Below are 20,781 nucleotides of genomic sequence, written 5' to 3' on the forward strand. Positions count from 1 at the left end.
TATCGGCAGGAGAATTTTTTGTTTAATGTTTTTTATACTTTTTTATTTATTTTTTTTGAAGACATTTAATACACTGCTGATATCAACAGATGCTGCTTTATTTTCATTATAAATTTGGTCAAATACTTCTTTACGATGTATTTCGACTTGTTTAGGTGCACTGATTCCTAACTTTACTTGATCTCCGCTAACCGACACGACTGTTAATTCGATGTCATTGCCTATTTTGATTACTTCGCCGACTTTTCTGGATAGTACGAGCATCTTCTCACCCCTTTACCGCTTCTGATTGTTGTTGTGAAAAAATGCTGTGCTTTGTTTTGTATTCAGGCAAATTTAGAATTACTTGCTGGGCTTGATTGTTTTTTATGTTAAGAATAATCGGCGCCTGTAAATTAGCGGTTGTTTTTGCAAAAGGATCCTGGACTGTCAAAATGGTAAAGATAAGAACATCCCTATCTGACTCTAGCTCTAAAAAGCTTGTCGTAGATTCTGCTAGTTCAAACTCATATTCCTTGAAAAAAACGAAGGGGTTTGCAACAACAAAACCAAGATTTTCATTTGTGACAGACTGAAGGATAAATATATGCTCTTGGTCATCAATCGGCAGGATGACGAATTGTTGTTCTTCTTCAAATGCAGGAATTCCTTTTGGAAAATGAATGATTTCCTTGTCGGTTATTTCTTTTTCTCCATGAAACTTTGTATTAATTTTCAATTACATCAGTCCTTTTATTTTGATTGTTGATAGTTTACCCCATTGGACTTTAAATTTTCAAAATGAATCTCTAAACTTGGATATTGAACTAATTCTGTTATAACTTTTCCAGGTGTATAGTCGATTAGTGGCTTATTTTGGTTAACATCAATAATTGGTTCATGTGTTTCAAAGGATGTTTTCACATAGCCTGGATCATATTGGATTTTGACACTGTTTGCTGGCGGTATCCAGCCTAGACCAAACTGCTTCGGCGGTCCTTCGCTGTTTCTTTTGGCAATTTGCGGAATCGGATTACCTTTATTTTCAATTGCTGCAAGCTGCTGTCCGTCTTTTATGCGTCTTGCAATTCCTTTAAGCCATTCTTGGCGGCCTTTTTGGACATAATCATCAATGAATCTTTCTCGTGTTTTCATACCTTCATAGGCTCTTGCCTCTGTTTGGTCGATTGTCAAAGTAGCAGCTTTTTTATCAATAATCAGCTCTGCCTTTGGCTGCTCAATATACAAATCAGCAGGCTTTTGCTCCATTTGAACTTGCGGCTGGACTGTTGTAAGTCCAAGCTTAGCAGGTGTTGAATCAATCCGCAGCTGTGGTATTTGCATGAATATTTCTCTCCTTTCTATAAAAAAAAGCTATTCATTACAGAATAGCTTCAAGTGTTTATACAATACTGAGGCGAAATGAGACGTTTGCCTAGTGATTAGGAATGTCTTAAAACGAAGCTTCCAGCCAAGTCAGTTATATTATCTTAAGAAGTCAATTAATGATGTCTGAATAATTCTTGCTCCTACGCTCAATGAAGCGTTATGAACACTTTCCTGAACAGACAAGTTTGTGATTGCTACTTCCATATCAACATCTTCATTATCTGAAAGAACTTTGTTAGCAAGCACTTCTTGTGCGTCAATTCTAGACTCAACCATTTCTAAGCGGTTATATCTTGCACCAAGCTCAGACTTTTCGCTAGACAAGGAATTCATGACAGAATCAAGTCTTGTCAGCAATTCATCTAATCCTGTTGTATCATTGTTTTCCATTTTGTCTTGAATTTCCTGTACAACATCAAACATTTCTTGGTTGAAGGTTGCTGGATTCACGTTCGCTTTCATTGAAACGCCGCTTGAAACTTCCACTGTATAACTGTCAATTGATCCGTCGGCAATATTCGCTGCAACCTGCGGAGGGTTTCCTGCAGTTACTGGTGGATTAGAAATATCTGTACCATGGAACAGGTATTTTCCGTTTACCTTTGTGTTCGCTACATTTACCAAGTCTTCTTTAATCTGGTTAATTTCTTCAGCGATTGCTCCTCTTTCATCCACACCGTTCGTATCTGTTTTCCCTTGAACAAGCAATTCTCTTACCCGGTCTAGCCCTGAGCTTGCTTGGTTCATTGACGCCTCTGAGTTATCCATCCACAGGTACAGCTCTGACAGGTTGCGTTTATACTGCTCTACCTCTGACAGGCTGGAGCGGTAGTACATACCCTTCATCGCTACAACTGGATCATCTGATGGTTTTGTGATTTTTTTTCCTGTTGCTACTTGGTTCGATAATTGGTTCATCTTATTGTAGCTGTTGCTGATATTACGCAAGCTGTTTGCTGAAAGCATTGATTGTGTTACGCGCATTGCTTAATCACCTATCTCCCTCCGACACCCATGCCGTTTATTATCGTATCTAAAAGTTCATCTGATAATGAAATCATTCTTGCTGCCGCATTGTAAGCCTGTTGGAATTGAATCATATTTGTCATTTCTTCATCCAGTGAAACAGCACTTGTACTCATCCGTTTGTTCTCAACAGTCTGCTGCAAAGTCGTTGCATTTGAAGTCATCTTCTCTGCTTCCTGTGCGCTAACTGCCATACTTCCGATAACCCCTTCATAGTAGTTGCGGAAGTTAGACATCTCTGAATTGTTGCCGTAATCATACTTCTGGTTAATGATGTCAGCCAATTTGCTCACATATGTTGCATCACCAAGTGTTGCTTGCGAAGGATCTGTTCCAGGTGAAGCATTCGCAATATTATCTAAGCTGCTTTCAATGCTCGAAGAAATCGAGATTCTGCTTGCAAATCCACTGCGATCTGTAATGGCTCCATCTGCACTTTCAGAATCAGCAAAGAAGGAGATCGACTGGTTTTCGCCTGCTTCAATTTCGTTCGGGCTCATCCCTTCTTGGTGAACCTCATTAAACTTCGTTGCAAATGTATAAGCAAGGTTATCTAACTCTGTCAACATATCATTATATATGCCCTTCAAATTGCCATCTGCATCTTCATAGCCATATGCTTCTACGATACTCTTTAATTTCCCAGTAGATTCAAAGTCATTAATATTAATCTCTGAATCTCCGATGGTTATGCTTGTTACAGCACTGTCATCAGCATTGCTGTTAACTTTGATTGTGTTATATCCATTTTTATCAACTAAAGTACCCAAGGCGTTGCCTTTATCATCAACTAATGTAACAACAGCTTTACCTTCAGCTTGTGCTAATGCATTGCCTCCAGAAGCTTCATACGATACTTTAATATTCGCATAAGAAGAAAGCTCGTCCAGCAAGCTGTCTCGCTGATCATATAAATCGTTTGGCAAGTATCCGTTTGGTTCTACACTGCCGATTTGTTTATTAACTTGGTCTAACTGAGTAAGAATAGTATTAATTGCTTTTTCTGCAACACCAAGCTCGTTTTTCGCATCGCTCTTTTCAGCTGATACTGTTTTATGCAAGTAATTGAATGTTTCTGATACGGCAATACCGCGTTGACGCACAACGGCACGTGCTCCAGAATTCTGTGGATCTGTTGCCAAATCCTGCAATGATTCCCAGAAAGAATCCATCGAAGAAGACAGCCCGGACTCAGAAGGTTCATTCATGATTGTCTCAAGATTGCTCATTGCTGTAGTACGGTTTTCCCAATATCCCAGCTTGCTTGACTCAGAGCGGTATTGTGTATCAAGGAAGCTGTCTCTGATTCTGCTGACAGATCCTGCTGTAACACCTGTACCTAATTGTCCTGCAATTCTCGGCGCATTCTGTCCGACTCCAGGAAAGCTTTGTGATTGCTCTAAGTCAACTCTTTGACGAGTGTAGCCTAGAGTATTAGCATTTGAAATATTATTACCTGTTGTATATAGGGCACTTTGCTGCGCTACCAGCCCTCGTCTTGCTGTTTCAAGTCCCATAAAGGTTGATCCCATGACTTCTCCTCCATTATGCCTTCATATTTAAAAGACTGCTTGATGTTTTTCCGATGTTGCCTGTGTGAACAGAATTTCCATTTACCGGCTTACCGTAATTAAGGCTTTGTTTGGTTGGTTTTAACAAGCTTAATGATACATTCACAAATTGCATCGATTGTCTTAACAGCTGCTGATTTAACGTATTCGCATCTTTTAACTCTCCAATAATGCTTCGCAGTTTATCCGCTGCCTCGCCCGCCTGTTTCGCAGGTTCTGGCTCCATCAGTTCTAAACAATCAGAAATAGTAGGATTATGAACGGTCTTAACAATTTTTCGGCAAACTTCTACTCGTGCCGCTTCCAGCTTTTGAATGCTCATGATATGCGCTTGCTCATCTTTCATTACTTGCTGAAGGGACTCTATATCCCCCTTCTTTATGATCTCTGTTTTGTTCTTCGCCACTTCATACAGGCTTGCATGAGAGTTAACGAGCTTTTCCAGCACTTCAATCAATAAGGACGCAGACATTAGAGACCCTCCTTTTAGTATTAGTTAGCTTGATTATTCTTCGTATAGAAATTGACAATGCTGTTTGCAATATCCTCTGAACGAACTTCATATGTGCCATTTTGAATTTGTTTTTTTAATGCTTCAATTTTTTCAGTTCTTGCTTGTGACACTTGAGTCACTTGCTGAAGTTCTTTAGCAGCAGAGGAGATTTCAATTTTGTCTGTCCCCTTAACTGCTTCTGTTTTTACTTGATCTATTTTACTTACTTGTTTTTTATATGGATTAATTCCTTGTGTTCCGTAATTATTAATTTTCATGTTTATTCCTCGCTTTCTTTTTTTCCGTACAGAAAAGCTCTACCTCTAGTATCGGATGATTAGCGTTTTATTTAAACATTTCCTTCGCTTTTTCTTAAAATGCGCCAAAAAGACTAATTTAAAACAGGAACACCAAGAGTATTTTCCTATATTGATGAATAAGTCGTGAGGATTGGTCTAGGAGATTCTACAGAGAAGGTAACGAAGTATGCATCTGGGCTGTCACGTACAGCCCAAGAGCTAAGGTTTATCTATTATTTACCAGTAAAGTAAGTGGCTGATTTTGCCTGTTTTTTTCGTTCCTCTTCTGCTTCCATGCTTTTAATATCTCCTTGCAAGTTCGACAGACAGCTCGTGCAAAGCTTTCCTTCTCTGATTTGTGTGCCGCATTTTGCACATGGATAACCTAAGTTAGGAAACTGGGACAGCTTAATGCGTCCTTTTTTAATCCATTTATATATTAACGATTTTTCGACTCCTGTATTTGCCACAACTTGTTCCATCGGTGCTGTTCTGTTTTGCTTTTTGCGAATGAATTGATACACTTTTTCATAATCCGCTTCTTCTTGCTTATAGCACTTAGGGCAAATATCCCTAAGATTATTTACTACATAAATGTCCCCACATTTAGGGCAGTTCGCTAATTCAGCCATTTTCTCTTTTCCTCCCATAGTAATTGTCATCTCGCAACAGTGAACGAAATGACAGTATTGGCTCCTGCATTTTTCAACACTTTAGCCGCCTGCCTTACCGTTGCACCTGTAGTATATATATCGTCAACGAGCAGCACATGTTGAGCATGGCAGCCCTCAATATTTGCCGCAGAAAACACAGCAGTATTTTCCAATCTTTCCTGTCTGCTGATTTTCGACTGTTTATCACCATGAACGCGAGATAATAGCTGCTTGTAGCCTAAATGAGTATATGCAAGAATTGCCTCTGATTGATTAAAGCCTCGCTCATACAGTCTTTCCTCACTTAACGGTATAGGTGATACCACTCTTCCTCTTGCAGTTTTTTTGGGAAAGTATGCAGCGAACGCTCCTGCTACTTTATGATCTCCTCTGTATTTAAAAAGGGCAATGATTTCTTTTAAAAAGTCATTATACACAAAAATAGAGGTATTGCCATCCAGCACTCCTTTCCATTGAGGATCTTGTTCCCACTTATAGCAATCAAGACACAAGCTGCCCCTTATATATTCTGAATCAATGCGAGAGAAAGGCCGACTGCAAATAGAACACCGACTTCCTGTAATGAACTCTAATTTACTTTTGCATTCTTCACAAAGCAATTCGCTTTTTTGCTCAGCAAATAAACTAGTCCAGTTTAAGACAGGTCTTAGGGAAGTTAAACAAAATGTACAATGCACTTTATTCCTCCTCACCTAAGCAGAAGCATGCCTGTTTGGGCAGCTTCCTTATTACTGTTTTCGATTTGATTCTTTGCCTCGACCATACTCCATGTTTTCCCATGATGAAAAAACACCACATCTCCGTCTGGATGCTCGCTGCTTCTTCCAGCTCTCCCGGCAATTTGAATAAGAGCACTATCAGTGAACACATCATTTTCTGCACCTAATACAGCAACATCTATATTTGGAAAAGTAACACCTCTTTCCAATATAGTCGTAGTAATCAGCAGATTTATTTCCTTGTTTCGCATTTTTTTCACCTTGTCTATTCTGTGCGGATCGGCAGCAAAAACTGATTCCACCTTGCTGTCCAACTGTCCCAAAATAGTCTTTGCTTTTTCTAATTGCGCTATCTTCGGCAAAAATAAGAGAACTTGTTTGCCCTTGCTTAGCCGCTCCTTTAACCATACAAGCAGCCTTTGGGGCAGCTTGCCTTGATTTAGGAGCTTTTCCCAATTGCCGCACCATATAAAGCGAGGAACAGGCAATGGGTGTCTGTGATAACGTGCCGGGATTTTTACATACGCTATCTTTTTATGTTTGCATTTACGCTGCCAGCTTTTATTAGGAGTTGCTGTTAAATACACCAATGTTGATTTACTTTTTCTCGCTTTATTTATGGCATGCTGCAATGTTTCATCAGCAGAGTATGGAAATGCGTCCATTTCATCAAGAATAATGAGGTCAAAAGCTTGCTCAAAGCGATATAACTGATGCGTTGTGCTGATAAACAGTGAGCTGTGCTTCAGCTTGTTGCCGCTGTCACCATACAAAGGGATTACGTTGATTGTTGGAAAGGCTCGCTGCAGCCTCGGTGTCAGTTCAAGGACGACATCTGTTCTTGGAGTGGCAATACACACTCTTTTTTGTGTGCTGAGGGCTTTTTCTATTCCTTTAAATAAAACTTCCGTTTTCCCTGCACCACAAACTGCCCACACAAGAATTTCACTGTTTCGTTCGACAGCTTCCACTATTGTGCTGGAGGCATGCTGCTGTCCTGGAGAAAGGCTACCCTGCCATTCTAATGTGCAAGGAGTTATAACGGTTGCTGGACCTGTCCAGCTAATCAGCGGGCTACATTCAGATATTCTGCCCATCATCACACAATTGCGGCAATAAGCACAGGCCCTCTTGCACCGGGCACATTGGTAGGAAGCAAAAAGCTCTTGGCGCTTATTTCCGCATCGTGCGCAAATGAGCTTATTGCTATTTCTTCTAATGCCAGGATGATAGGCACAATAGCCTTTCAGGTAGTGTTCTTGGATTTCTTCTAATGAAATGGAAATTTCCTCAAAAAGCAGTTTTTTACCTTCTAAGGTTGCTTGGAGATTTTTACTGTAGCAGAAATTAGTGTCTAGTGGATGAGGAGTTTGGAGAGGAAGGTCTGTAATACGCATTAAATCAGGCCGAGGAGCGAGGACAGGAATGAGCTCGTTCTGTGGGGAAATGCTAAAAAGCATTATGTGCGCCTCCTTATTCATTTTATTTTACTTATTCATTATTCTTTATGCATGCTTTAATTCCTCCTAACAAAATAAAAATCCTGTCTCTATTAATAGACAGGATCTTGAACGTTTTATAGTTTTTTCATCCAGCCAAGGCCCATGGACCCTTCGCCAAGATGAGTGCCGATAACTGCACCGAAGTAGCTGATGGAAAACTCAATATTAGGGTATGTTTCTGAAAGCTCCCTTTTCCATTCAATCGCTTCCTCTTCTCGGTTTGCATGGATGATGACTGCCTGGTACTCTTCGCCATTAGTTGCTTCTGCAAGAAGATCGACAATGCGCTTCATCGCTTTTTTTCTTGTGCGAATCTTTTCGAAAGGAACAATGACCTTGTCTTCGAAATGCAATAGCGGTTTTACTTGAAGCAGGCTGCCAATCAATGCTTGTGCACTGGACAAGCGTCCGCCGCGCTGCAAATGAGCTAAATCATCCACCATGAAATAAGCATGGCTTGTCTTTTTAAGCTCTTCAAGTATAGGAATAATTTCTGCAGCAGTTTTGCCAGCCTTGGAAAGCTTGGCAGCTTCTATTGCATAGAAACCTTGAACCATGCAGCTGATTTCTGTATCAAATGCAAAAACATTGATGTTATCAACCATAGTGCCAGCAGTTATTGCACCTTGGTAAGTCCCGCTGATGCCGCTTGATAGATGGATGCTGATTACTTCATCGTAATCATGTGAAAGGCGCTCAAATAGTTCAGCAAACTTCCCAATCGACGGCTGAGAGGTAGTCGGAAGCGGTTTTGTTTTTACTTCTTCGTAAAATTGACCAGCCTCCAAATCTACCTCTTCTTCATAAATTTCATTTCCGAACACAACCGTTAACGGAATCATATGTATATCATATTTGTCTTTTACTTCTTTTGTTATATAAGCAGTACTATCTGTTACAATAGCTGTTTTCATTTTTGTGTAATACCTTCCTTATCTATACAATTGTATGATGTATATTTTAACTAAAAAATAAAATATTTGCATCAAATATAGGCTAATTTTATTATTGTAGACAAAAAAGGTAGTTTATAGCAGACGTTTATCATATATAGAAAGACATTATGTCAGTATTTCAATTCTCTGCGATTCAATTCTTCAAAAAGTATGGCGATAAATTCGACTTCCAAATCAAGTGAGATTGCCAGGCGATATGCTTTTACCAGCTCAGCATTTGAAAGAATATTTACTCCGCTCATCTCAAGCACTCCTATCCCTTTATTTATGAATATTCTGCACTATCTAACCGCTGTTGCACATAGGGATTTTATCCTAATTCCGTCGACTTTTTTACAAAAATATGAATTTTTCTGCTTCTTTGGACAAAAATCGACATTTTCGCAAAAAAAAAGCTTCCCAATAGAGGGAAACTCTTTTAGCGCACTTCTACCCAGCCGTTTTTGATCGCTACGACAACTGCTTGTGTCCGGTCGTTTACGTTCATTTTTTGCAGGATATTGCTGACATGGTTTTTTACCGTTTTTTCACTGATAAATAATGCTTCACCTATACCTCTGTTGCTCTTACCGTCTGCAAGAAGCTGCAATACTTCACACTCACGGCGTGTTAACAGATGTAGCGGTCTTCTTATTTCAACTGTTTGAACATAATGCTCTCCGCCGCCTGACTCTTCCATTGCCAATCTGCGGTATTCATTTACAAGGTTATGCGTAACTTTCGGATGCAAGTATGACCCGCCGTCCGCCACTACTTTAACTGCTTCTACAAGTGCATCTGCATCCATCTCTTTTAATAGATAGCCGCTTGCTCCTGTTTTTAGTGCATGTGTTACATAGTTTTCATCATCATGAATGGAAAGGATAATGACTTTTGTTTCTGGAAACTTCTCCAAAAGCTGTCTTGTCGCTTCCACACCATTTGTTGTCGGCATGTTAATATCCATGATTGTTACATCAGGCTGATATTCTTCTACAAGCTGGATCGCTTGTGAACCGTCATCGCCTTCTGCGACAACTTCAAAGCTTGATTCGAAATCCAAGATACGTTTAACACCTTCCCTGAACAATTGATGATCATCTATAATAACTATTTTCGTTGTAGCCAATTGCTTCGCCTCCCCTATTCTCACACTATCAATTTAAGTAGTTTTTATTGGAACATTAATCATAACAAGTGTTCCTGATCCAATTTTAGAGTCAATTGATAATTCCCCTTCAAGCAGCTCTACTCTCTCTCTCATCCCAATTAACCCAAAGGATTCTTGCTTTTTAACCGTCTTATCAAACCCTTTGCCGTCATCCTTGATGACTACGATTACTTGATCGCGTCTCATCTCTATTTTTACAAGGATTGTCTTTGCTTCTGCATGCTTCAACGCATTCTGAACGGATTCTTGAATAAGCCGGAACAATGCTACTTCATATTTGCCTGGCAGCCTTATTTCCTTGCCTATTGTTGAAAAGCTGATACTAGCTGTTTGATAATACTCTTCTGTTGTCTTTAAATATTTTTTTAATGTAGGAACAAGACCTAAATCATCCAAAGCCATCGGGCGAAGGTCATAGATGATTCGTCTCACTTCATACAGAGCACTGCGGACCATCAGCTTAAGATTTTTAATCTCTTCAAATGCTTCTTGTGCACCATGTTCCTTATATATTCTTTCAATTAGATCAGAGCGCATCATAACGTTTGCCATCATTTGAGCGGGACCGTCATGAATTTCCCTTGAAAGCCGCTTTCGCTCCTCTTCCTGGGCTCCGATTATTTTTAGGCCAAAGTCCTGCTTTTGTTTTGCATCCTCAAGGACTTCCCCTACCTGCTTCAAATCACTGATTAAGTATTTCATTACAACGGTAATTTGGGTGACAAGATGATCGGCCCTTTCAATTGTCTCGTCAAGCCCAATGAGCCTTCTCTCAATATCGTCGCGCCTTTCACGATATTGTTTTTCCAGATGTCTGTTCATGCTGAGGTCCATTTGCAGGCTGTGCGCCTTTTCATACGCCTCACGCACTTCAAGCTCGGAGTACTCATTGAAATGCTTGCTTACTTCTGACAAGCGTTTCCTTGCAAAGCGGGATTGCGCCTCGAGCTTATCTCCTTCTTCAATTGTTTGCAGGACTAGATTTCTTATTTCTTTTAGCTCTTCTGTCAGCTTCTCATAATCCTTTCGACACTGTTCTCCAATGCGAAATATTTCATCCTTGCTGGAGCTGACAGTCTCAACCATTTTTTCTAATATGAAATCTAGTGTTTTCGTATCAAATTTCCTTATTATCATATTATATAATTCCTCCAAAAAGGCTGAAAACCCTTCCTGTATCAAATCTTATTTTAGCGTGAAAGTAGAAAATATGTATAATTTCATGGTTAAATATTATAAAATCGTTATTTCGACATATATATTACCCAATAAGAGTGATACTAATTACCTATTTAAGAAAATTTTAAGGATTTTATTTTATCATATACAAATGTCCTTTGCCCTATTCTGCCATCTTACGTCAATACAGCCAATCCGTGGCAATTCTGTATTTACGTTTAAATCACGTTAAATCCGCTTTTTTTGCAAGGGACTTTTTGGGCATGGAGTTTTACTTATTATAACATGGAGATATCGGACTAATATTAAAATTCTGTTACAAACACATCAACAATTGAAGAATGAAGAATGTCGAATTATAATGAAATAAGGCTATAAAATATTATATTCTTATTCGTTCGTTATAACAAACATTTTATGAGTTTTTTATTAGAAAGGAGCGATTTGAATGCTTCCTTGCTACCATACTGTAAAAGGCTATGGAGAACATGAGATCATCATACAGAAATCGCGCTTCATCGCACATGTCTGCAGAGCTACTAGTGAAGAAGAAGCACAAGCGTTTATTATAGATATTAAAAAAAAGCATAAAGATGCAACCCATAACTGTTCAGCTTATTTAATCGGTGAAAATGACCAAATTCAAAAGGCAAATGACGATGGAGAGCCAAGCGGTACAGCCGGAGTCCCGATTTTAGAAGTGCTGAAAAAAAGGAAGCTGAAAGATACAGCAGTTGTCGTAACACGCTACTTTGGGGGAGTTAAGCTTGGTGCCGGCGGTCTTATCCGTGCATACGGAAAATCAGCCTCTGAAGGCATCACAGCAACTGGTGTTGTAGAGAGAAAATTAATGACAGTAATAGGTGTTACTATCGACTATACTTTCCTCGGAAAAATAGAAAATGAATTAAGATCCTCCCCTTATCAATTGAAGGAAATCCACTATTTAGAGGCAGTAGAGATTGATGTGTATGTTGAAACAGAAAATATTGAATCATACAAGGATTGGATGACAGAATTAACGAATGGCCAGGGCATACTAACAGAAAAAGAAGCTGTCTATCTCGAATCCCTCATATGAATATTTTCCCTTTTCTTATTAAATTATTCCTTAATAAGAAATAAAACACTAGTTATTAATATGAGATGAGATAGTAAGATAAGAATAATGGCTATAAATAGTTTCTAAAATCAACACTTTAAAGGAGAAACCAATGGCATCAAATAGAGAATCTTATGTAAACCATAATAAAAAGAAGCGAAAGAGAAAGAAAATCCTAACCTTCATTCTAGTACCATTACTGGTGATTGCCGCAAGTGGCATTGGCTATGGCGCATTCCTCTATACAAAGGCAAAATCAGTGGTAGAAGACTCCTACCAGCCGATTGACAGAGAATCTTCTCTCCGTGATGCGGCAGTAGACCCTGATATAGATGATATATCGATTCTGTTTATCGGTGTCGATGACAGTGAAAAACGTTCGTCATCATCTGGAACGACGAGATCCCGTTCAGATGCATTAATGCTTGCAACATTGAATGAAAAAGAAAAATCAGTCAAGCTATTGAGCATTCCCCGTGATTCCTATGTTTATATCCCTGAAAGAGGCTATAACGACAAAATCACACATGCCCATTACTTTGGCGGTGTAACATCGACCATTGAAACAGTAGAGAACTTATTGGATGTACCTGTAGATTATTACGCAAAAATGAACTTTGATGCTTTCATGGATGTTGTTGAAGCACTTGGCGGCATTGAAGTTGACGTTCCTGTAACATTTACAGAGCAAAACTCGAAAGACCAAAAAGGTGAAAATGCTATTCATTTAGAAAAAGGCTTACAGACTCTTAATGGTGAAGAAGCGTTAGCACTAGCTAGAACACGAAAAATCGACAATGACATTGAACGCGGGAAACGCCAGCAATTGATTATGAAGGCAATTATGGATAAAGCTGTTTCCGCTCAAGCTATTACAAAGTATTCCAAGCTAATGGAGGCTGTCGGCGATAACATGACAACAGACCTTTCATTCAGCAATATTCAGTCCCTTCTGGCATATGCGACAGCTGAAAACGGCCTGCAAGTGGAAAGCTTGACTTTAACTGGCTCTGACGGCAACGTAGATGGTGCATATGTGTACCAGTTAGACCCAACAGCATTGGAAGAAACAAAAGCAATCCTGCAGGAGCATCTAGGAATTAAAGATGATATAAACAGCAGTGATGACACAACAACGGATACTACTGGTTCTTCTGATACTTCTACAGACAGCACTACTGGAACGACGGACAGCACAGGCACATCAACGACGGATTCGACATATAATGAATCCACAACAGATACAACGACAACTAATTAAATGTCATAAAAAGGACGATGGGACAAGCTTCCCATCGTCTTTTTTATTGTTTCCCCTATAAAATGGCTAGTTTTTGTAAATACTATTGATGCCATAAAAACTATCACGAACGAGGGAAACATCGATGATTAAATCAGTTTGGTCATTAATTAATTATGCGCTCGAAAGGCCGCTGTGGTCGGAACATGATTCATTTTTGATGGATGATGAAGAGGACGAACTTCCAGTGCTTGAGAGCATTACAGATGATGATTTGTAATTAGTAATCGTCAAAAAAAAGCTTACCCATTGGTAAGCTTTTTTTGATTCTGCTTTAACGCTCTTTATCTGCTGCATATCGTATATCGTTTATGAATTTAAGGATAGGCTTATAATTCTTGCCGACAAGCCCTATCTTTTCGACAAATAACTCTATAATCAGCAGCACTGTCGCAATCAGGAGAATAGCTCCCCACACCTTCGCTTGTGAGAAGATGACAGCAACTAATCCAAAGAATGTCGCCATTGCATAAATCACGATAACCGTCTGTCTATGTGTGAAGCCGATATTAAGCAGACAGTGATGAAGATGGGATTTATCAGGTGCAGATAAAGGCTGCTTGTTAATAAGCCTGCGGATAATTGCAAAAAACGTGTCTGAAATCGGTACACCTAAGATGATCACTGGAATGACGAACGAGATTAATGTAACGTTTTTAAAGCCTAGCAAGGACATAACAGCGATTATATATCCGAGGAATAATGCACCTGTATCACCCATAAAGATTTTCGCCGGATAAAAGTTAAAGAACAAAAATCCTAATGTACTTGCAAGCACAATTGATGAAATGGCGATAACATAACCATTGCCCATAATCATCGCCATCCCAGTAATCGTGAACAAGGCGATGGAGGAAACTCCTGCAGCTAGTCCATCCAGACCATCAATTAAATTAATCGCATTCGTAATTCCGACGATCCAAAGAATCGTAATTGGAACATCGAGGAACCCAAACTCAATTTGACCCCCGAACGGCAAGTTGATGAATTCAACTTGTACGCCGCCCCACACAACCACAACTACCGCTGCTAATGTTTGCGTCAAAAATTTAATCTTGGCAGACAGATTATAAATATCATCTAATATGCCTGTGATGATAATGATTGTGCTTCCGATTAAAATCGGGAAATGATAATCTTTATTCGGATTGATAATTAAAGCTCCGATAATGAAGCTGATATATATTGCTAAACCGCCCATACGGGGCATAATTTTCTGATGTACTTTACGTTGTTCTGGTTTATCTACTGCTCCTAATTTAAATGCCAGTTTTTTCACTAAAGGAGTAAGTATGATGGATCCAAAAAAACATGTAATAAGTATTATATAAATCATAAGATCCTCCCCAATGCCCCTTTAAATATTAGGCATCTGCGCTTTCTTCTTAAGCTTATATTTTCAAAAATGATTATAGCATATTTCATCTTAATAAATCTTGTTTAAATCTTCATGATAGTTTACATTTAAATTACAATTTGTTAAAACCCTTTATAAATATATAATATAAGACGTAGTATCACAAGAAAAAGTTGCACTGTTTACTTATAATATGGACATAAAATCTCCATCTTAATGCTATTTCCCCGCTTTTCTCTATTGCCAATCATTCCTTACCTTTACAATTGCAATAAAAAACAGCATCCAAGCGAGGCTGACCGAACAACAAAGCCTCTTTTGGATGCTGCATATAATTAGCTGTGTACTGTTTCTTTCTCTTCACTTCGTTCTTTAAAAGCATTTTCCCTGTACTGCTTCTTCTCTTTATTGGACATCTTTTTATAATCGTCCATAAATTTTTCGTAAGCTGGGATAACGTCTTTAATGCTGCCTTCCATTTTTACCTTGCCAAATTCAAGCCAAATCGCTTTTTCACAGAATTTCTTCATTTGGCCGATAGAGTGGCTGACAAAGAACATCGTTTTGCCGCGTTCCTTAAATTCTTGCATTTTTTCCAAACATTTCTCGCCAAATGCCTTATCCCCTACTGACAAAGCTTCATCAATAATAAGGACATCTGGATCTGTATGAACAGATATTGCAAAACCAAGACGAGAACGCATCCCGCTGCTGTAGGATTTAACTGGCTGATCAATGAACTTGCCGAGCTCCGCAAAATCGATGATATCCGGCTCAAGAGCCTTAATCTTTTCTTTGCTGAAGCCGAGCATTAAGCACTTCAGCTCAATGTTTTCCCTACCTGTCAGCTGATTATTAAGCCCTGCTGCAACAGCAATCAAGGAAGCCTGTCCATCTATTTCAACAGTCCCGCTCGTTTCTGGAACGATGCCTGCAATAATATTGGAAAGCGTCGACTTACCAGAACCGTTTATGCCGACAAAGCCGATCGTATCCCCTTTTTCCGCTTCAAAGCTAACATCTCGAAGAGCATAGAAAGGCTCGCCATAGCTTTTCGGCAAGAAAATATCCATCATTTTTTCCTTGTTGCTGCTGTATAGTTTATATCTTTTCGTCAAGTTCTTCACTACGACAGATTTTGTCATACAATCACTTCCATTATAAGAAATCAATAAAATGCCTTCTGAACCTTACATGTAAATAAGAACCTAGGAATAAGAAGACAAGCAGAATAGCCCAGAAATAAAGGGTTAACCAGCCATGCTCGATAAAGAACCAGCCTTCGCCTAAAAGCGAATAGCGGACACCTTCAATCAAATAATAAAATGGATTCAGCTGCATTACAAATTGGAATGTTTCACCGAAGCGGTCCTGTAACGGCCAAAGAATCGGTGTAATATAAAGCAAAACCCTCATTAATGATTGAACGAGCATTTGAAAGTCCCTCACTATTGTTGAAATTGTCGATGTGATTAAGGACAAAGAAAATAAAAACAGAATTGTTGCTACCAAAAAGTATGGAAGCTGCAAATAGTATATGTTAATTGGTAATCCGATAAACTGAAAAATAATGATTGTCACAAGCATCAGCAGCAATTGCGGCATTAACTTCGACAAAATCACATAGGATGGGATCGCACTTAACGGGAAGTTCATGCGAGAAACCATCTTCAGTCTTGTATAAATCGATTTCGAACCATGTGTTATTGACGGATAAATAAAGAACCAGATGGTAATCCCTGCAAGCATCCATGGGAAGAACTCGTATGTTCCTCCACCAGCATATTCAATAGGATCCCTGTCTTGTACATACCCGAAAACAAACCAATAAATTGCAATCTGAATAGCAGGGTTCAACAGTTCCCATAAGCTTCCCAAATAGTTATTGTTGTTGGCACTTTTCAGTTCATAGGCAGCCAATCTATTAATCAAATGAAAATTATCATATTGTTCTTTTATTACTTTAAACATTGAAACCATGTAAACCTAACCCTTCTCTCATAAGCCAAATAGGACTAAATGGGCTTTTTAATGTAAGCTTAAGTAAGTTTGCTCTACTTAAGGAATACTTCTTCAACCACTCTCTTAGATGCTTCCCCATCTTCCAAATAACAAAACGTATTATAGAACTCCTCGAACTGTTCGTTAAGAGGCTCTTTTTCCGCTTGGCGGATATATTCAATAACTTCATCCGTTGTTTTTGCTAATGGACCTGGTGCCTTTTGCTCAAAATCAAAGTAAAAGCCGCGAAGCTTGTCACGATATGTGTCAATATCATATACGTAGAAGATCATTGGTCTTCTTAAGTTACCGTAATCGAAGAATACGGAAGAATAATCAGTAATCAGCAAATCAGAAATCAAGTAAAGCTCCCTGATATCCTCATAATTCGAGAAGTCATAGGCAAAGCCTACATATGGAGTAAGATCGAAGTTCTCTGCAACTAAATAGTGCATCCGTAAAACGACGATATAATCATCACCAAGCTCTTCTCTTAGCTGGTCAAGGTTTAACTCTAAATCAAACTTATATTTTCCTTTTCCATAGAACTGATCATCACGCCATGTTGGTGCATAAAGGATAATTTTCTTATCCATCGGCAAGGCGAATTTCTCCTTAATGGCAGTGATATTATCCACATGATTATCATTAATCAACGCATCATTCCGCGGATAACCTGATTCAATCATCGTTCTGTCGAAATCGAAAGCTCTTGCAAAGATTTCGCTTGAATAAGCATTTGGTGATACAAGATAATCCCAGTTGCTTGCTTCTTTAAGGAAATTTCTTTTATATTTCTTTGTATTGGTTCCAGGCATATGCACTTCATCCATATCGGCAGCAAGTCGTTTCAGCGGTGTACCATGCCAAGTCTGCAAGTATGTTGTATTCTTTGGCTTTGGAATCCACAGCGGCAGACGGCTGTTGCTTACCCAATATTGAGCTCGCGCCATTCTGAAGAGCCATTTGATAGAGAATCTCGGCGTGATGTTAATGCCTCTGTCCTCAAAGTTTTGAATGAATCTTTTATCAACACTCCAGTACAGCTTATACTCCGGGTGGTTTTCTTTTAAATATTCATAAATCGCTCTTGGGCTGTCACTGTACTGTTTACCCAAAAAGCTTTCAAATATGACTGTATTTTTGCTTGCTGGAAGCATGCCGAGCATTTTAAATGCAAGCTTAAAGAGCTTCTTCGCCTTTTTGCTTCGCTTAATACGCACAAGCTTGCCTTTAATTCTTGCTTTAAGCTCCATTTTTGCATTAAAATCAGCAACTTTAACAGAAAGATAATTGTTTTTCGCTGTTGATTTAAGCAATACTCTTTTTTTGCCGTACATCGTAGTAATACGAGTTCTTTGTCTTTTATATTTTGGATTAAAGGACACAAACTTTAATCTTGGGCTGAGTATTTTTACTGTTTCGCCATTTTCTTCATACGTAAGCTCCAAATAGAAGCGATAATAGATAGCTTCTGACTGGAAAAGATATTGGCTCAAGTCAAGTTTGCCTTCAAAGCCGATTGTTTCGTAGTTATGGTCGGTACCGCCGTACATTTCCTGCAAGTCGCTTCGATGCTTGTTCTCAAGAGCAATATTATATACTTCCTCATTGATATTATTCGTGATAATCAGCTTTTTTTCGACAGGCTGCTTTTGTGACTGCGGATTGAAGCCGTATCCAGAAATATGCACAAGACTACCGCTTGTGAGATGGGCTTCCTCAATATTCGCAATAATTCTTTGGACAACTGTCTTAAAGGACACATTTCCTTTATTCGTTGTATAAGCATAGAACATTGTACCCTCTTCATATAGGTAGAAGTTAAGCTCTAGTGCTGCCTTATTGCTTTTTATTCTATATTTCTTTTCTATGTCTGCTTCTTCGTCCTTCACAACTAAGTACAGATCCCAAACAGCTTCTTTGCTGAAATCCTCTTTATTGTCAGTCAGGCTTATTGCCGATTCGTAAATTCCAAAATCCTCATTTATATCAATTTGCTTGATGGATCCTGCGACTACATTTTCAGAGCCCCTTTGAATTAGTACAAGGCTTGTCTGCTTCGCCTCAAGCAATTCATGTTTAAAACAGAACTTCACAGATAATAGATCATTATTGATAAATACCTTATGTGCCTGTTTATGAACATATCCAGATTCACTCATTATGCTACTCCTCTCAAACATACAGTACCGAAATTCACGTACTTTACAATCTATCAAACATTATATAGGTTACGTGAATGGATTTCAAACTTATTTAGAAGACCCCTGCCCAAAGTCATTGACAATCGTCATTCTTGTCACAGAAATGAAAAAAACCTATAGCTGCAGGCCTTTACAGGCCCGCACTATAGGATGAGCTTACTTAATATTCAAGCCAAGATTTGAATTGATCGTCGTATAGAATTGGTACAGCTTCTTATCCATAATCTTTTGTGTGTAATCTAAGCGGATTAAGCTGATTTTTTGGTATTCATTATAGCGGACAAATATTGCATAGCTTCCTTTTGAGAACTCAAGCATTGTAGTCAATGGAATAGTCAATCGGAAATGATGCTTATCGACTCTCTCGACAGCAAAGGAATACTGATTTTCCGTATTTCCTCGGTCACGGAGAATCATATCATCCACATTATCAATGGAATCACCATATAAATGGAAGTCCAATGTATAATCGTTTTCGCCGAACACACCCTCTTCATAAAAGCCGGCCATAGCAACGCGAATATGCTTCTTATCTTCAAATGGTGTAACCATGTAAGGCTCATTATCACGCACGACAATATCCTTCACTTTTTCTTTTTTATCCCATTTGTACAAATCGGCAATTTTATCTTGTTCACCGTTTAAGTACATGTTATAAACAACTTTATTAATCGGATGGAAGAATTGATCCTCAATGTTGTAGCCAAGATCCTTTGTTGTTTCAAGAACTTCATTAAATTTATCGTAATATGCTTTTTTATTTTTGCTTTTAAAGAAATGCTGACGATTAAAGAATCTTGTGATGCAATCGAATTCGTAGAGACGATTCAAAATCATCTTTTCCGTTTTCTCATCGAGTTTCTTCGCCTTCACATAGTTGATAACTTTAATGTTTGTATCCATCTTCTGCATAATGCTCGTCTGTTTCGTCAGTGAAGCATCGTTTTCATCAAGCCTGTTCAGGTAGTAGATAACATTAGTAGTCGTTGAGATTGTTTTAGTTGCTACTAAAACATCAATAAAGAACTGCTTGTCTTCTGCGTATTTCATTTCCGGGTAACGGATATTGTTTTCTTTTAGCAGGCTTGTTTTCATCATACGGGAACGCGGCCCTAAATGCTGGAATATATGTGGGATTGATGTTGCAAGAATGCCTCTTCTTTCTTTGCATGACTCATGTTCCCCAACTATTTTAGTAGATTTGCTTTCTACTTGGATTGTCTTCCCAACAACATAATCATCATTTGTTTCTTTAAGAATATTGTAAAGAATCTCCAAGCCGTTGCTTTCCAACCAGTCATCAGCATCAAGGAAGGTAATATACGGAGCTGTTGCAAGCTCGATACCAAGGTTTCTTGGCTGTGCAGGCGTTCCTGTATTTTCCTTCAAGAAAACAACCATCATATTTTGATGTTTTTGAGCATATTCCAGCAGCATTGGTCTGGACATATCTGTTGAACCGTCATCAACAAGAATATATTCCACATTATCAAAGCCGATTGTCTGGTTGATAACAGAATCTACTGTTTTGCTTAAGTATTTTTCTGCATTATAAACAGGTGTGACTACTGTTACCAGCTTATCCTTCTTCTTTTTTAAGACATTGAATATGCTGCTTTTTTTATTGTAGACATAGTAGCCTTCATTATTATAGTCAATTTTATGTTGTGCTTCGAATTGTTTTTTATTATAGCTAGACACTATAAAAACACCGCCTCTTCATTATCAAATACACTATGTATTTTAGATGGACTTTTTGTTTACAAAAGTAACCATTTTATTATTATACACATTTTGCAGTTTTTCTTAAACATTAACCTATCATATTTAGGCAAGCAAGCAAAAATAAGCATTATTACTACTATTCTAAATAGTAG

22 protein-coding genes are annotated in these 20,781 nt (G+C 38.5%); 3 read left to right on the top strand and 19 right to left on the bottom strand.

Annotation, left to right across the window (positions count from 1 at the left end):
• Window positions 1-42: 42 nt before the first annotated feature.
• From csrA to L8T27_RS16920, 14 genes are all read right to left on the bottom strand, one after another.
• On the bottom strand, window positions 43-264 hold the full coding sequence (gene csrA / locus L8T27_RS16855) for a carbon storage regulator CsrA (RefSeq protein ID WP_237941930.1): 222 nt from the start codon (window positions 262-264) through the stop codon (window positions 43-45).
• Window positions 265-268: 4 nt separating this feature from the next.
• The gene (gene fliW, locus L8T27_RS16860) at window positions 269-718 is read right to left on the bottom strand and encodes a flagellar assembly protein FliW (protein ID WP_233315667.1); all 450 of its coding nucleotides are present in this window, start codon (window positions 716-718) and stop codon (window positions 269-271) included.
• Window positions 719-732: 14 nt separating this feature from the next.
• Window positions 733-1,323: a DUF6470 family protein gene (locus L8T27_RS16865; RefSeq protein ID WP_233315668.1), complete on the bottom strand. Its 591-nt coding sequence runs from the start codon at window positions 1,321-1,323 to the stop codon at window positions 733-735.
• Between the two features lie 141 nt (window positions 1,324-1,464).
• The gene (gene flgL, locus L8T27_RS16870) at window positions 1,465-2,352 is read right to left on the bottom strand and encodes a flagellar hook-associated protein FlgL (RefSeq protein WP_233315669.1); all 888 of its coding nucleotides are present in this window, start codon (window positions 2,350-2,352) and stop codon (window positions 1,465-1,467) included.
• Between the two features lie 11 nt (window positions 2,353-2,363).
• Window positions 2,364-3,926, bottom strand: a complete 1,563-nt coding sequence (gene flgK, locus L8T27_RS16875; RefSeq protein ID WP_237941931.1) for a flagellar hook-associated protein FlgK — start codon at window positions 3,924-3,926, stop codon at window positions 2,364-2,366.
• A 13-nt stretch (window positions 3,927-3,939) separates the two neighbouring features.
• Window positions 3,940-4,437, bottom strand: coding sequence for a flagellar protein FlgN (locus tag L8T27_RS16880; RefSeq protein WP_233315671.1), 498 nt, complete (start codon window positions 4,435-4,437; stop codon window positions 3,940-3,942).
• A 20-nt stretch (window positions 4,438-4,457) separates the two neighbouring features.
• Window positions 4,458-4,736, bottom strand: coding sequence for a flagellar biosynthesis anti-sigma factor FlgM (flgM, locus tag L8T27_RS16885; protein ID WP_233315672.1), 279 nt, complete (start codon window positions 4,734-4,736; stop codon window positions 4,458-4,460).
• A 254-nt stretch (window positions 4,737-4,990) separates the two neighbouring features.
• Complete coding sequence (locus L8T27_RS16890) at window positions 4,991-5,389, bottom strand: TIGR03826 family flagellar region protein (RefSeq protein ID WP_233315673.1); 399 nt, start codon at window positions 5,387-5,389, stop codon at window positions 4,991-4,993.
• 26 nt (window positions 5,390-5,415) lie between these two features.
• Complete coding sequence (locus L8T27_RS16895; RefSeq protein ID WP_233315674.1) at window positions 5,416-6,108, bottom strand: ComF family protein; 693 nt, start codon at window positions 6,106-6,108, stop codon at window positions 5,416-5,418.
• A gap of 11 nt (window positions 6,109-6,119) precedes the next feature.
• Window positions 6,120-7,610 (bottom strand): ATP-dependent helicase ComFA, encoded by a 1,491-nt coding sequence (locus L8T27_RS16900; RefSeq protein WP_282581403.1) that lies wholly within the window; start codon window positions 7,608-7,610, stop codon window positions 6,120-6,122.
• Between the two features lie 116 nt (window positions 7,611-7,726).
• Window positions 7,727-8,566 carry a DegV family protein gene (locus L8T27_RS16905; RefSeq protein WP_237941932.1) on the bottom strand — a complete coding sequence of 280 codons (840 nt, stop codon included), beginning with the start codon at window positions 8,564-8,566 and terminating at the stop codon, window positions 7,727-7,729.
• A 152-nt stretch (window positions 8,567-8,718) separates the two neighbouring features.
• Entirely contained in the window at window positions 8,719-8,850 is a 132-nt protein-coding gene (gene sda / locus L8T27_RS16910; protein WP_233315676.1) for a sporulation histidine kinase inhibitor Sda, read from the bottom strand.
• Between the two features lie 176 nt (window positions 8,851-9,026).
• Window positions 9,027-9,716, bottom strand: coding sequence for a response regulator (locus tag L8T27_RS16915; RefSeq protein WP_233315677.1), 690 nt, complete (start codon window positions 9,714-9,716; stop codon window positions 9,027-9,029).
• 33 nt (window positions 9,717-9,749) lie between these two features.
• Complete coding sequence (locus L8T27_RS16920) at window positions 9,750-10,895, bottom strand: sensor histidine kinase (RefSeq protein WP_233315678.1); 1,146 nt, start codon at window positions 10,893-10,895, stop codon at window positions 9,750-9,752.
• 490 nt (window positions 10,896-11,385) lie between these two features.
• On the opposite strand from L8T27_RS16920, the gene L8T27_RS16925 reads away from it, so the two are divergent.
• From L8T27_RS16925 to L8T27_RS28730, 3 genes are all read left to right on the top strand, one after another.
• Complete coding sequence (locus tag L8T27_RS16925; RefSeq protein WP_237941933.1) at window positions 11,386-12,018, top strand: YigZ family protein; 633 nt, start codon at window positions 11,386-11,388, stop codon at window positions 12,016-12,018.
• 133 nt (window positions 12,019-12,151) lie between these two features.
• A complete protein-coding gene (locus L8T27_RS16930) occupies window positions 12,152-13,300 on the top strand; it encodes an LCP family protein (protein WP_233315680.1) in 1,149 nt (382 codons plus the stop codon).
• 124 nt (window positions 13,301-13,424) lie between these two features.
• Complete coding sequence (locus L8T27_RS28730) at window positions 13,425-13,559, top strand: hypothetical protein (RefSeq protein ID WP_267913391.1); 135 nt, start codon at window positions 13,425-13,427, stop codon at window positions 13,557-13,559.
• Window positions 13,560-13,613: 54 nt separating this feature from the next.
• Here L8T27_RS28730 and L8T27_RS16935 read toward each other — a convergent pair whose 3' ends face one another.
• From L8T27_RS16935 to L8T27_RS16955, 5 genes are all read right to left on the bottom strand, one after another.
• The gene (locus tag L8T27_RS16935; RefSeq protein ID WP_233315681.1) at window positions 13,614-14,675 is read right to left on the bottom strand and encodes a glycosyltransferase family 4 protein; all 1,062 of its coding nucleotides are present in this window, start codon (window positions 14,673-14,675) and stop codon (window positions 13,614-13,616) included.
• 356 nt (window positions 14,676-15,031) lie between these two features.
• Entirely contained in the window at window positions 15,032-15,841 is an 810-nt protein-coding gene (tagH, locus tag L8T27_RS16940; RefSeq protein WP_233315682.1) for a teichoic acids export ABC transporter ATP-binding subunit TagH, read from the bottom strand.
• A gap of 13 nt (window positions 15,842-15,854) precedes the next feature.
• On the bottom strand, window positions 15,855-16,676 hold the full coding sequence (locus tag L8T27_RS16945) for an ABC transporter permease (protein WP_233315683.1): 822 nt from the start codon (window positions 16,674-16,676) through the stop codon (window positions 15,855-15,857).
• Window positions 16,677-16,750: 74 nt separating this feature from the next.
• Window positions 16,751-18,862, bottom strand: a complete 2,112-nt coding sequence (locus tag L8T27_RS28735; protein WP_282581404.1) for a CDP-glycerol glycerophosphotransferase family protein — start codon at window positions 18,860-18,862, stop codon at window positions 16,751-16,753.
• A gap of 198 nt (window positions 18,863-19,060) precedes the next feature.
• Window positions 19,061-20,605, bottom strand: coding sequence for a glycosyltransferase family 2 protein (locus tag L8T27_RS16955; RefSeq protein ID WP_233315684.1), 1,545 nt, complete (start codon window positions 20,603-20,605; stop codon window positions 19,061-19,063).
• Window positions 20,606-20,781 lie beyond the last annotated feature (176 nt).

The organism is Niallia sp. Man26, from assembly GCF_022049065.2.
Lineage (GTDB): Bacteria > Bacillota > Bacilli > Bacillales > Cytobacillaceae > Niallia.